The 12,840-nt window shown below is 46.9% G+C and carries 12 protein-coding genes; 7 read left to right on the plus strand and 5 right to left on the minus strand.

The features are described 5' to 3' along the window. The first annotated feature begins 49 nt into the window (after window positions 1-49). Window positions 50-847, plus strand: coding sequence for an HAD-IIA family hydrolase (locus B9N89_RS13255; RefSeq protein WP_132319536.1), 798 nt, complete (start codon window positions 50-52; stop codon window positions 845-847). 286 nt (window positions 848-1,133) lie between these two features. After that, window positions 1,134-2,846: an alkaline phosphatase D family protein gene (locus tag B9N89_RS13260; RefSeq protein ID WP_132319438.1), complete on the plus strand. Its 1,713-nt coding sequence runs from the start codon at window positions 1,134-1,136 to the stop codon at window positions 2,844-2,846. Between the two features lie 2 nt (window positions 2,847-2,848). Here B9N89_RS13260 and B9N89_RS13265 read toward each other — a convergent pair whose 3' ends face one another. Beyond that, window positions 2,849-4,318 carry an alpha/beta fold hydrolase gene (locus B9N89_RS13265; RefSeq protein WP_132319436.1) on the minus strand — a complete coding sequence of 490 codons (1,470 nt, stop codon included), beginning with the start codon at window positions 4,316-4,318 and terminating at the stop codon, window positions 2,849-2,851. Between the two features lie 293 nt (window positions 4,319-4,611). On the opposite strand from B9N89_RS13265, the gene B9N89_RS13270 reads away from it, so the two are divergent. After that, window positions 4,612-4,863, plus strand: a complete 252-nt coding sequence (locus tag B9N89_RS13270; RefSeq protein ID WP_132319434.1) for a hypothetical protein — start codon at window positions 4,612-4,614, stop codon at window positions 4,861-4,863. A 20-nt stretch (window positions 4,864-4,883) separates the two neighbouring features. Here B9N89_RS13270 and aspS read toward each other — a convergent pair whose 3' ends face one another. The 3 genes from aspS to B9N89_RS13285 all read right to left on the minus strand — a co-directional run bounded on the left by aspS (window position 4,884) and on the right by B9N89_RS13285 (window position 8,239). Next, window positions 4,884-6,638, minus strand: coding sequence for an aspartate--tRNA ligase (aspS, locus tag B9N89_RS13275; protein ID WP_132319432.1), 1,755 nt, complete (start codon window positions 6,636-6,638; stop codon window positions 4,884-4,886). A 121-nt stretch (window positions 6,639-6,759) separates the two neighbouring features. After that, entirely contained in the window at window positions 6,760-7,746 is a 987-nt protein-coding gene (locus B9N89_RS13280) for an ATP-binding protein (RefSeq protein WP_132319430.1), read from the minus strand. A 277-nt stretch (window positions 7,747-8,023) separates the two neighbouring features. After that, on the minus strand, window positions 8,024-8,239 hold the full coding sequence (locus B9N89_RS13285) for a YheU family protein (RefSeq protein WP_234996106.1): 216 nt from the start codon (window positions 8,237-8,239) through the stop codon (window positions 8,024-8,026). 289 nt (window positions 8,240-8,528) lie between these two features. Between B9N89_RS13285 and B9N89_RS13290 the strand changes: the two genes are divergently transcribed. The 4 genes from B9N89_RS13290 (at window position 8,529) to B9N89_RS13305 (ending at window position 11,174) form a co-directional block, all read left to right on the plus strand. Next, window positions 8,529-9,269: a response regulator transcription factor gene (locus B9N89_RS13290; protein ID WP_132319428.1), complete on the plus strand. Its 741-nt coding sequence runs from the start codon at window positions 8,529-8,531 to the stop codon at window positions 9,267-9,269. Between the two features lie 75 nt (window positions 9,270-9,344). Next, window positions 9,345-9,845, plus strand: a complete 501-nt coding sequence (locus B9N89_RS13295; RefSeq protein WP_132319426.1) for a GAF domain-containing protein — start codon at window positions 9,345-9,347, stop codon at window positions 9,843-9,845. Between the two features lie 101 nt (window positions 9,846-9,946). Beyond that, window positions 9,947-10,540 carry a hypothetical protein gene (locus tag B9N89_RS13300; RefSeq protein WP_132319424.1) on the plus strand — a complete coding sequence of 198 codons (594 nt, stop codon included), beginning with the start codon at window positions 9,947-9,949 and terminating at the stop codon, window positions 10,538-10,540. A 70-nt stretch (window positions 10,541-10,610) separates the two neighbouring features. After that, window positions 10,611-11,174 (plus strand): NUDIX hydrolase, encoded by a 564-nt coding sequence (locus tag B9N89_RS13305; protein ID WP_234996111.1) that lies wholly within the window; start codon window positions 10,611-10,613, stop codon window positions 11,172-11,174. On the opposite strand, the gene B9N89_RS13310 is transcribed toward B9N89_RS13305, so the two are convergent. Continuing rightward, on the minus strand, window positions 11,171-12,544 hold the full coding sequence (locus tag B9N89_RS13310; RefSeq protein ID WP_132319420.1) for a class I SAM-dependent methyltransferase: 1,374 nt from the start codon (window positions 12,542-12,544) through the stop codon (window positions 11,171-11,173). The genes B9N89_RS13305 and B9N89_RS13310 overlap by 4 nt on opposite strands. Window positions 12,545-12,840 lie beyond the last annotated feature (296 nt).

Raw genomic sequence — 12,840 nt, forward strand, 5'->3', positions numbered from 1 at the left:
TCAGGCCATCCGAAGCGAAATCGGATGCCGTTTTTTGAGTGAGGTTATGATGAACAAAGGTTTTCTTATAGATATGGATGGTGTGGTCTACCGGGGTAGTGAACTCATTGCTGGTGCAGTGGAATTCATAGATCGCCTTGTGGAGCGTAAGATTCCCTTTATGTTTCTTACCAATAATAGCCAGCGTACTCCTATTGATATAGCGACACGCCTGCAGCGACTCGGATTTAAGGTGAGTGCTGAGCATGTCTACACAAGTGCCATGGCGACAGCATCCTACCTTGCCCATCAAAACCCTCAAGGCACTGCCTATGTGATTGGCGAAGGTGGGTTACTGACTGCTCTCAATGGCGAGGGCTACGCTGTGGTTGATTCCAATCCAGATTATGTTGTGATCGGTGAGGGGCGAACCATGACTCTTGAAAATATGGAGAAGGCTGTACAGATGGTCGCCGATGGAGCGCGACTCATTGCTACAAATCTCGATCCGAGCTGCCCGACTCAGGATGGTGGTGTGCGCCCTGGCTGTGGCGCCTATGTCCGCACGATTGAGGAGGCGACGGGATTCAAAGCCTTTAGTCCTGGCAAGCCTAGCCCCGTGATCTTCCGTGAGGCCCGTAAGCAACTGGATCTGCGATCTGGGGAAACCATTATGATAGGCGATACGATGGAAACTGATATCCTCGGTGCGGTGCAATTAGGGTATACCGGGATCTTGGTCCTTAGTGGGGGGACTCAAGAGATGGACCTTCGAAAGTTTGCCTACAAGCCAGACTACGTAGTTCAGTCTGTAGCGAATATCGATGATAAAATGCTTGAGGTACTTCTTTCTGACGATAAAGATTAATTTCCTTGGCAATAATTTATGGGAAAATTTATATTCTGTGAATCACAGACTATAAGAGTTTTTAAGATCTATTATGGGACTTGATTCCCAACTATAAACCGGCTATAGCACTCGAAGCATTCAATAGAAGACATACTACGAGGCTGTCTGAAGAGTTTAAGATCAAGGCTAAATGACGATACCAGGCGGATTTTGGATGTTCCAAATGAAGTCTTCGATCGAGGTACAGCGCGGAGATTGGATCTAAAAGGCAGCCTCTAAGCCCATTCGAGAAGGAGCCAAGCCAATGTCGGTTTTTAACACCCGCCGTGATTTTTTTAAGCTTTCAGCCCTGGGATTCGGTGCCGCCGTTTTCGCATCAGGGATCTCTGCTTGCGATGATGTTTTGGATGACGGAATCCGATTTAAGGATGGGGTTGCTAGTGGCGACCCACTTGCCGATCGTGTCATTCTCTGGACTCGCGTAACTCCTGATGATCCTGCAACGGCCGAAGCCTATACGGTTGCTTTTGAAGTGGCTACTGATCAAAACTTTCAGAATATTGTTGTAGCTGGTGTTTTCGATACCAATAGAGATCGTGATTATACTGTTAAAGTTGATGTCGGTGGGCTATCACCAGCGACAAGTTACTTTTATCGATTCCGAAGTAGCGATACCTTGTCTCCCGCTGGACGAACTAAAACCCTTCCAGTTGGCAGTGTGAGCCAGGTGAAACTTGCAGCAGTATCTTGTAGTAACTATCCTGCTGGACGATTCTATGTGTATCGTGAACTTGCAAAACAGGATGATCTAGATGCCATCTTGCATCTCGGTGACTATATCTACGAGTACCAACGAGGTGGCTACGCTTCTGAGAATGCACCTGAACTAGGGAGAGAGTCACAGCCTGAGCTTGAGCTGCTAAAGTTAGACGATTATCGCCAACGTTACCAGCAATATCGCAGTGATCGGGATCTCCAGGCGGTGCATCAAGCTCATCCCTTCATCGTTGTTTGGGATGATCATGAAGTTGCCAACGATGCCTGGCGAAACGGTGCAGAAAATCATCAAGAGGACGAAGGCGAGTTCTCAGTTCGAAAGCTGGCGGCCCTACAAGCCTATGCTGAGTGGATGCCGATTCGTCCTGCATCAGCAGAAGATAACGAGACGATCTACCGCTCCTTCGCGTTTGGTAACCTTGTCGACCTTCATATGCTTGATACCCGCATCATCGGTCGTGATGAGCCCCTGGAATATGGAAACTTTGTGGGAGAGGAAGGCTTAGACTTTGCTGCAGCACTACAAGCGATCGCAGATCCTGAGCGAACCCTTCTCGGTGCTGAGCAACGGGATTGGTTGCTGGGCAAGTTAAAGCGTAACAAGGCGACCTGGCAGGTATTAGGGCAGCAAGTCCTCATGGGGCGGATGTATCTACCTGGAGCGGTAGCAACCCAGCAGATCAGCATTGCTGACTTTGCGCGACTAGCGACCCTAGCCCAACGAGCTGCTGCTGGAGACACTCTTACCGCAGAGGAGCTAAAGTTTCTGCAAGACAATCAGGCCTTGCTTGCGATTCCCAGACTTCCTTACAACCTTGATGCTTGGGATGCCTTTGATGCCGAGCGGCAACTGATCTTGAATACAGCAAAAGAGTCAGGCGCTAACCTTATCGTTCTTGCAGGTGACACCCATAATGCTTGGGCAAATCAGCTGAAGAGTCTAGAGGGTGACCTATGCGGCATGGAGTTTGCGACCTCTTCTGTGACGTCACCTGGCTTGGAGTCTTATCTAGGAATTCCAGATGCAGCCATTCCTCAAACAGAAGCCCAATTGGTAGCATTGGTTGAAGGACTACAATATTGCAACAGCAAGGATCGAGGCTTTCTAACACTTACCTTTAGCCCGGAAAAGGTGAGTGCTCGCTTTAGCTTTGTCAGTTCTATCTTGGATAGCGACTACACCTTATTGAGCGATAGAGAGTTTGTTACTGATTTAGATGCAGTCGGTTCTAAGAGCTAGATCTAGGCTAGACCTTGATTGCCGTCGTCCTCGTTGAGGTTCCCGTTGCGGGGGCGACGACGATCTTGCATGGGCTGCTGGAGCGACTCTTGCTCTAGGCGCTGCTTTTCCGCCTGATTGAGAATCGCTACCAACTGATCTGCCACGGCACGCTTGAATAAAAATTCAAAGTGGGCGTAGCGATGCATAGGGATAAGCTTGACATTGCTAGGGTGATGAAAGACTCCTGCAGTGCCGGTAGCAACTCCATCGCGATCCGAATAAATATTGTATATAGTTAGCTTGTCTTGTGGTGGACTTTCATGAAGCTCTCTTAAGAACCTTGAACCTGGCCGCATCTGCCAAACGTCTTTCCAGAAAAACCCTAGTGGGGTAAACAGAGCGAGATAGGTGAGGCGACTGCCTTTAAATGGAGTACCCATAGTGATCACATGATCGCAGTACTTGTGCCCTCCCATACGTAGAATCCACCATAATGCAACTAAACCGCCTTTTGAGTGACTGACGATATATATCTTATTAAAGCCGTGGCGCTGAATCTGGCGCCGAATCTTACGATCGATGAAATCGGCTGTTTCTTCGATTCCACGGGTGAAAAAGGTACCTAAAACACCGCCAAGATTGAAGGTCATCACCTGGTAGCCGCGAACATTCATCAGGCGCTCCATGACTCCAAGGGTTCGCCGCGATGAAAAGAAGCCGTAAAGAATTATCACCGGTGGCTTTTGATTGGTGAATACCTGCTTTTTCTTGATCTCGTTGTTGACTTGAACTTCATAGAAAACTTCATAATAGACCCGCTTTAACTGATGCCAAAGACTAGTTCCTCGCCGTCGGTATACATATTCATAGCCAAGAAGAGGCAGCGAGGTGATCAAACTAAAAGCGAGGATTTGCAAAAAGCCATTGCCGATAGCTTGGTTGCTTGGGCTGGCTAGATTGCTGAACAACCATACTTCGGGAATGATTCCGAGAAAAGAGAACATCACCAAGCGACTGGCGTGGAAGTTTGCAGCGCCAAATAAAAAGGACATGAGGTCGAAAGGGAATAACGGTACCCAGCGGGTGATAAATATAAGCTTGAAATCCTGAGACCTTATGAGACTCCAGGTGCTAGGAAGATTGGTCATTAGCCAAGGCCGAACTAGCTTCTTGCCGAGGTAATATCCAGGCAGGTAAAAAACAAGAGCTGATAGCGCGGTGGCAGCAGCAGTGAGCAGGGTTGCTAGTAGCGGCCCAAAATTGCTGCCCCCAATCATCGCTGGCACCATAATCGGGGTAAAAAAGAATGGTCGTAACAAGGCCAGGATCAGAAACCTATGAGGTGAATAGTTTTGATCGCCCATACAGCCTCGCATCGACCCGTCACAGGTAATCGATATAAAGCTAGTCCCTAAGACGATCATCAAGGTGATGACGATAACTTCGATCACCAATACTGTCTTAAATTGTCGACCAGTTATTTTCGGCATTCTGTTCTATTCATCAATTGGAGGAACGGGAGGTCACAATAGGGTGATCGCTTTGAAGCTCGCACCACTATTTATTTTAGCTCAAGGGGTCCGAACACAGCTCGGCAAATAGTTCTGCTAATTGAACGACCGAGTTCAAGTTCGGGTTAATCAGATGTTCAGCCCCCTGGAGACAGTGTCAATTCTTTGACGAAAACTTATTGATAAATCACTGAATTTACGTTGCCACAAAATGGTACATTCGTTGCTTTACTAAAGGTAAAGCTTTAAGCCTACACACCTGGAGTGATTAAATGTTGAAATTCTTGTTGCCGGTACTAATGGGATTGTTTTCTGTGTCGTGTATATCCACACCTGAAGAGGTCATCTACGAATATGAAGGTGAAGAATCTTTCAGCGAGGAAGATTTGGATAAAAAACTTCAGCTTGATATTGCCTCGTGCAATCAGGCAGGCTTACAAACACGGGATGATCTCTTATTGCAAGAGAAAAATCATCAGCGATGTATGTATCAGCTGGGTTGGAAGGCGAAGTACTTGTTTTAGTACTCCCGCCTCTGGCATCCTTAATCTGGCTTTTTAAACTTGATTTGAAGCTCCTCAAGCTGATCTGGAGAGGCTTCTGCTGGTGATCCATCAAGAGGGAAGATACCCTGGTTGTTACAGGGGTAGGCTATCACTTCACGAATGCTATCTTCGCCACAGAGAAGCGCGACGAGCCGATCAAACCCCACTGCACTACCACCATGGGGAGGTGCTCCGTATTTGAAAGCATTCATCAAAAAGCCAAACTTGCCTTCGGACTCCTCGCGAGGCATCTCAACGATATCTAAAACCTTCTGCTGCAGTTCTGGAGTATTAATCCGGATACTGCCAGACAACAGCTCGACACCATTCAGCACCAAGTCATAGAGTTTTCCGCGCACCTTACTAGGGTCGCTGTCGAGGTATTGCATGTCTTCGTCTTTGGGGTGAGTGAATAGGTGGTGCATCGCGATCCACTTTCCGCTCTCATCATCCTGCTCAAAAAGTGGGAAATCATTCACCCAAAGGAACTTATACTCACTATGATCGATGAGATCGAGCTTCTTACCCAACTCCAACCGAACTGCAGAAAGAGCTGCACAAGCGACCTTATAGCTATCCGCAACGAACAGGATGAGAGTACCTTCCTTGACATCGTCTAGGCTCATCAAAGTATCTTTGAGCGGGGCTAAAAATTTCCCTACACCACCAGATAATTCGCCGTCTTTAACTCTTGTCCAAGCGAGGCCTTTAGCGCCATAAATCTTCGCCTTATCAAGCAAGGTTGTGTCGATATCCTTGCGCGACACCTGGGAGCCTTCTTCAATGACGATGCAGCGAACGGATTCAGCTTCAGCGAAAACTTTGAAGTCAGTTTGCTTGGCTTGCTCCGTGATGGTCTTTAGCTCCATTGCAAAGCGCATATCAGGCTTATCGTTCCCAAAGCGCTCCATAGCTTCGGCATAAGGCATGGCTAGGAACTTATCCTCCAGCTCGACACCTTTTACGTCTTTAAAGATTCGTTTCATCATGGTTTCAACGGCATGATGCACATCTTCCTGATCGACAAAGCTCATCTCCATATCGATCTGGGTGTGGACAGGCACGCGATCTGCCCGCAAGTCTTCGTCCCTAAAAGCCGGAGCAAACTGAAAATAGCGATCCATACCTGAGATCATTAGCATCTGCTTGTAGAGTTGAGGGCTCTGTGGCAAGGCATAGAACTTTCCTGGGTGTAGCCGTGAAGGCACCACGAAGTCTCTGGCGCCCTCAGGTGTGGAGCGGATCAGCAAAGGAGTTTCAATTTCTAAGAAGCCCATCTCGCAGAGAGCATCCCGAGCTGCTTGCAAAGTCTTGTGTCGGGTTTGCATATTTTTCTGCATCCGCGACCGCCGTAGGTCAAGGTAGCGATATTTGAGCCGCAAGTCGTCTGAGACGTTGATATCGTCGCGAACCTGCACGGGGAGCACTTCCGAGGTATTGAGGACTTTGACTGTCTCAATGACAATTTCTACAGCTCCAGTTGAGAGTTCACTGTTGATATCCTTAGCGTTGCGCTTTCGCACTGCACCAGTGACTTGGACGCAGTATTCGTTAGCCAAACTTTTTAGCGAGGACATGGTGGAATCATTGCTGTCCGAGCTTTCGTAGACGCACTGTGTCAAGCCGTAACGGTCGCGCAGATTCAGAAAGAATAGCTGACCTAAATCTCTGACGCGGTCAACCCAGCCTGCCAATGTAACCGTTTTATTAACATCTTGTTCGGTCAGCTGACCTGCCGTGTGAGTGCGTAGCATTGTTTTTACTCCATCCGTCGCATACTAAGTCAATATACCTAATTTTGGAGGCTGGAGTATAACCTTTGCGTCTTGGGATGTAAACTCGAACTCCCTTAAGGGATAAGACATTCCAATGGGACTAGGAAGCGGTGATGAGCTCTTTGGCAAGAGCTTTTTCGCTTCCTTGCTCGGTCGAGAAAAAGTGAAGGCTAGAATAAAGGCGGTTTCGGTCCCTGGGTGACGAGGTTAAGTCGAAAATCCCTATGAACTCGGATCGTTTGTCCGGATGTACGTTGATGATGAAGGAGTTGGCGGCTGTGAAGCAGAAGTAGAGTCCTAATCCCGCTCCGCCACCATCGCTCAAATTGGCGATCTTTCGGTTGCCTGAAAAACACCGCGCAAGATATCTTTGAACAACTTCCCAGGTAATGCCTCCGAAAGGGTCCGATACGGAGACAACCAGTTTTTCGCCATCACAGGCAAACTCCATGCGGGCTGCGTCCCGTGGCTTCAAAATCACCCGATCTTTCCGAGAAATTCTGCCGTATAGTTCGTTGCCATCGCTGTCGCGTGGAGCGTCATAGATGGCGTTCATAAGTAGCTCTTCACAGAAAAGCTCAACGGATTGAATGGTTGACGTTCTGAGGTGAAACCGGTTGCAGAATTCTCGAACTGTATCGATGTACTCGGATCGTTGATCTGAATCACGAATGTGGTAAACCTCGGACTCGGTACCGTAATTTACATAATGTTTGACGCCGAAAATGTCTTGATTGAAGATTTTTCGAACGGTGGTTACCAACTCCCTCGGGTTCAACTGGCCATCCTTGCCCTTAGCCAAGATGTTTGTGGAATGCTCCTTGCTGAAATAACGATGGAGTTCCTTGATTTTTGATTGAGAAAGTAAGATTGTTGCCGCATGAAGGTTCTGCTTACTCATCCGAAGAACGACTTCGTGATATTCGATGGGATAAACGAGCAGGTCGAATTTCGATAATTTTAATATGTCCATGAACTCTTTTTCGTTTTTTGGAATAAGAGTTCTACAGTCCGCCACAGCTAAGGTTGTTGCAGCTGATCGTCTATTAAAATTTACATTGTCGTAAAACAGAACTGTCTTGGTCACGATTTCAACCCATTCACTGTAGATCCAATCAACTCATTGAACAGACGGCGATTTCTTTGATCAACGTTCTCGTTCTTCGTTCTTCTAAAGGCGGGATCGGTCCACGATGACAAAACTTGAGAGAGGCTCTACAGATCTTCCCCCATGCCCAAAAACTGGAACGAGTTCAGTTAGTTCTCATCTGCTAAATTATTCAATGAGAAGCACATTCCCATGGAGAGTCACAAATGAAACTTAAAAAAATCCGATAAATTCTGCCCTGAGGTAACAGAACCTTTTAGTTTTTGGGCAAGATATTGCAAGTACTTGTCTCTCGATCGAAGATCAGCACGGCGAGGCCCGATTCTAGCTGCTGACGAACCTGTGTCACCTTTTCTTGAAGGGTGTAATCTATTTCGCCGTAGTCTGTTCCTTCACGACTCACAAACTCCTCGATGACCCGGTTAAGGGTGTCACGGTCCATGCGTTCGACTGGAATCTCAATTGAGTCCACTTAAGCTCCTTTAAGTCTCTTTGTGGCCTGTGACTGCAAATCATAGCGGCCTTGGGTGGGTTCTGCTAGAACAATCGGAGCTGTGTGAGATAAGAGGGGCCATGGTTACATTTCAAGGTTAATAAAAATAAGTTTCTTTCTAAGTTACTTTAACCACGAGGATTTTATCCTAGGATTACGTTCCTTATTTGACAGCAATTGATTTAAAGGTTAAAGAATCTTCTACTAGCGCATACATACTATGGGTTTCGGCTCTTAGTACATTAGTGTTCTTATTGTGGTGGGCAATATGTTTCAAACCGTGACGGGCGAAGAAAACGATTCGATCCTGAAGCTCAAGAGGAAAATTCCTTTTTGGATTCTCGAAGACGATGATGGCTGTAATTTCATCTACGAAGAGATTCTACAGCACAAGTATAACTATCGGATATTTAAGACTCTTGAGGAGTTCCGCACCGAGTACTTTCGGGAGGGTGTAGAGCGGCCCCAGTTGGTGCTAGCCGATCTTCGCTTGCCAGATGGTTCCTTCGTTAGCTTTCTAAACGAGGTTCCTCAAGAAGAGTTAGGAAAGCTTTCCATTGTAATCGTTTCGGTTTGCGATGATCTCGATATTATTCGCTACTGCCTCGGCGAAGGGGTTGTCGATTACATCACGAAGCCTTTTAATCGGTCTGAGCTACTCGTCAAGATTGAGCGGTCGCTGAGCCGGGTAGCTCGGGTTGAGGATGAACTGTCTGTGGATCCCTTGCGACGGAGAGTCATCACTAAAGACAATCTACAGACCGAACTGACTTCCAAAGAACTTATGATCTTCGATATGATCAATACGTCTCCCAATCGCCAGATTAAGCGCGGAGACCTGATCAATAAGGTGTGGAAGGATGTATCCGTAGGTGCGAAAACCCTCGATGTTCATATCTTCAATATCCGTCGTAAGCTAGCGAAACTTAATGTTAAAATTAAGTACACACCGCCTCAAACCTACAGCATTATGATGGAAGGTAGCACAGCCGGTGAGCTTCATAGCTAAGCCACAATTATGCGGTTTGCGTTTAGGAACGGCTCTGCTATAAATCTCTCCAATGATTTGCGGTTGGAGGACATTATGCATCCGTCGATTCCTTACAAAGCTAGTGAAAGCCAGAAGAAAAGCAATTATCAAGACGTTCTGGATCGTATTGATGCGCTGCTGCTCAACGAAGACGATTGGGTTGCTGCTATGGCGACTGTCGTGTGCGAGCTTCATCATAGCTTCGACTATTACAATTGGACAGGCTTTTACCGAACCGTTGCCGATGGAGTCTTAAAAATCGGCCCCTATCAAGGTGGTCATGGTTGCTTGTTAATCCCATTTGAAAAAGGTGTCTGCGGCGCTGCTGCTCGCGAGCAAGAGACTCAATTGGTCGATGATGTCAATCAATTCCCTGGGCATATTGCATGTGCAGCGTCGACTCAAAGTGAGATTGTCGTTCCCGTGATCGACAGTCAGGGCAAGACGGTTGCTGTGCTTGATGTGGACTCAGATGATCCAGCAGCTTTTAGCCAGGCCGATCGGGAAGCTTTGGAAGCTCTGACTGCCAAATTAGGGACTAAGTATTTCACTTAGGTGACCCATAGGCACTTTTTCAAGAATTTGAAATCTAAGCTAAAGATTTTCATGATTTAGCCGATAAGAGCCCCAAGATTTTTAGATTCTGGGGGATCGGCATGCTTTGGATTCGAGTACTTGCGCTTTATCTGAGCCTAAGCTCTTGTAACAATGAGCAGGTCGCGGAAAGTCGAGATCCTGCTGTCGCGGAGGCTACGAATCAAGACTCAAGCCCGGAGACACCCTCGGTTGAGCTTCCCACCGAATTGGTGACCTATGCCAGTCATGTGAAACCTATCATCGATGAGTACTGTATCAGCTGTCATAATGCTGAGGCGGCGGAGGCCAATGGCAAGCCCGACTCTGATTTTTCTACATTCGAGGCAGCTCGCCCTTACGGCTCGTTGATGCCAACTTTTCGGCTGTTCGCCGACCTGAGCGCCGAAGACCAGCAGACAATCAATGACTGGATCGATAACGGTTTAACTGAAGCTGACTACCTTGCTGGAGTTAAGGAAGTTTTAGATACTAATTGTGTATCTTGCCACCCAGCAGGAGCAGAAGCCCGAAAAGACCTCCCTCACACAGACTTCACCCAGGAGCAGGTGGTGAAGCTTTGGGGTTCCCAACTACCTCCCTTTGGTCGCTTGAAGAAAGTGACTTCTGACCAACAGGCGATTTTAGAAGCCTGGATTCGAGACGGCTTGCAATAGTTTGTCCATCTCCACTTGCATCTTGATAGAGAAGCCTTGCACAATGGTAGGGGCTTAATAATTGAGAGATGTGATGGACTACGTTGCCGACCCGAAAAAAATATCAAAATTGCTTGAAGTGTCGTTCGCAAAGCTAACTCCTGTTTTTGAAGATGATCACGAAACCCAAACTGTTCGGGTTTATGACGTGCGAGGCTTCACCTTCGACCAGACGATCCTTAAGGCAGTTCGATCGGTTTTTGGCCTTGTTCAAAATCGAAAGGAAGAACTGCTTTTGGTAGACCACCCCAAACGTGGCTGGGAAGTCTGTGGCGGACACCTGAATGCTGAGGAAGTGGTTAGCACTGACATTCGTTCTGGATTGCATCGGGAAGTACTTGAAGAAAGTGGACACACCGTCGAAGATGATAGTTTAGCCTTTCTAGGTCACATCCATAACAAGGAAGAGGCTATCAATCGCGAGCTTCAGTGCCCCTATCCCCAGGAAACCGTGATGGCGATCTTCACTTGCTATGCAAGAGAAAAGGTGAGTGATGAGTTGCATGACGATATCAAGCAAGTGGGCTTCTTTTCTAAAGAGGAAGCCCTCTCCTTAGTTCGATCTAGGAATCGGGCTTTGATCAATGCTCTTTAAAATTGTCGTCCCTTGAGCCTATCATCAAAGAACTTTGTCAGCACATTTTGAATGATGAGCACCGCGTTTTCAGGTGGTACACCTAAAAACGTGGCTTCCTGAGCCATATCTTGGATCGACCGCTTACCATCAACGAGTTGAAATAGATTTTGCAGAGTATTGTGCACCATAGTCTGCTGTTGGACTTCCTGGCTTAAAGGGACTGCTAAGTTAGTATCTCGTAGCCAATCGGCGCGGAAATTGAAGGCTTGCTCCGGCTGCTCTACATCATTAACCTTGCGGGCGCTAAAGCAAAGAACTCTTTCATAACGTTTCTGACAGCTATAAGGAGAATGTAAGTAGGGTATCTCTTCGTGGCTATAGCTCTCAATTTCAAAGCCTGCTTCCTTGGCAATATCCAAGGTTTCTTCCAAACTATAACAAATCAGGCTATCTCGATGAAAGAACGCTAACGAGCCGAAGTTTATCCAGCGACCTCCTAGCTGCAGGAGGCGATTGTAGCGTCGGAACTGGTCCCGAATATCCTGGTGAACAATATCAATAAGCCATGGTGTTAGAAGAGTGTTGAATGCTTCAGCTTGAAAGCTAGGGTTCATAGCATCCGAAAGAAGGAAGTGGAAGCCGTCTTTGATAGTTTCTGGTGCCTTGCATTTAAGCTTCACGGCAACACTTTCTAAGTTCTTAGGGGCCATGGGGAACTCATATAGATTGACAGCCTTCCCCGCTACCAAGCGTTGGGCCACAAAAAAAAGAAATGGGTTGATATCAATATTGAGTGTTAGATCGGCTTCAAAATTTCGATGGATGTCGTAGGCCAAACGGCAGGCTCCTGACCCCAGCACCGCCAGCTTGCCTAAACTCCTATTATCACCTAAAACATTCGCAATGGTATCCAAGCAGATCTTGTTTTCCTCGTCACCATAGCTCCAATCCCGGCAAATGTTATCATAATAAGACATGAGAGCCTGGGTTTCGGGTAGTTTTGTCCCAGCAGCTAGGTGGATCGCGGGATCACCATCTTCATCGCTGACGATGGGTTCGATAGCCTTGGAAACTTCTCGTCCATGCTCAATCTTGCTCTGAATCAGCTTGCTCAATCGTTTCTTAGTATTATCAAGCAAGTGGGGGGCCTGCTGCTGGATCTTTAACTTCTGCACCTCCAAGCGATTCATCTGAAGGAAGTAGTCGAATCTGTTCTTCCAATCCGCTCTCATATAATGAGGTTCTTCGAAGAGCCAGATGATGTTGCCAAATTCGGGATAGAGGGAATTGCAATCCTCGCAGGCGACTCCACCATCCGATGCTTCCCTTAGTTTTCCTTGGCACTTAGGGCATTGCGCTAAGTCTAAAACCACGTTGGTGTGCTTCATATTTTTTCTTCCCCAATTGTTTGTCTTCAATTTTACCACTTTCTCTAAATCCTGCGAGCCTGCTTCGCCGAAGAGAGGGCTGGAAAGAGAAGGGGTTAGCAATTTCTGTTAAAGTAGTTGTCCCATTTTTCGTACAAATCGCCGTTTTTTAACGTAGAATCGCGATCATTTACTTTTTGTAATTATCAAAAATTCAAGCCCGGCAACTACTTATCATTCCTAACAGTTTTATTTAACTTTCCTTCTTCTCTAAAGAAAATTGGCAAAAAACCGATATAGAGGGCTAAGGCAGTACT

Origin of the sequence: Pseudobacteriovorax antillogorgiicola, assembly GCF_900177345.1 — a bacterium.
Taxonomy (GTDB): domain Bacteria; phylum Bdellovibrionota_B; class Oligoflexia; order Oligoflexales; family Oligoflexaceae; genus Pseudobacteriovorax; species Pseudobacteriovorax antillogorgiicola.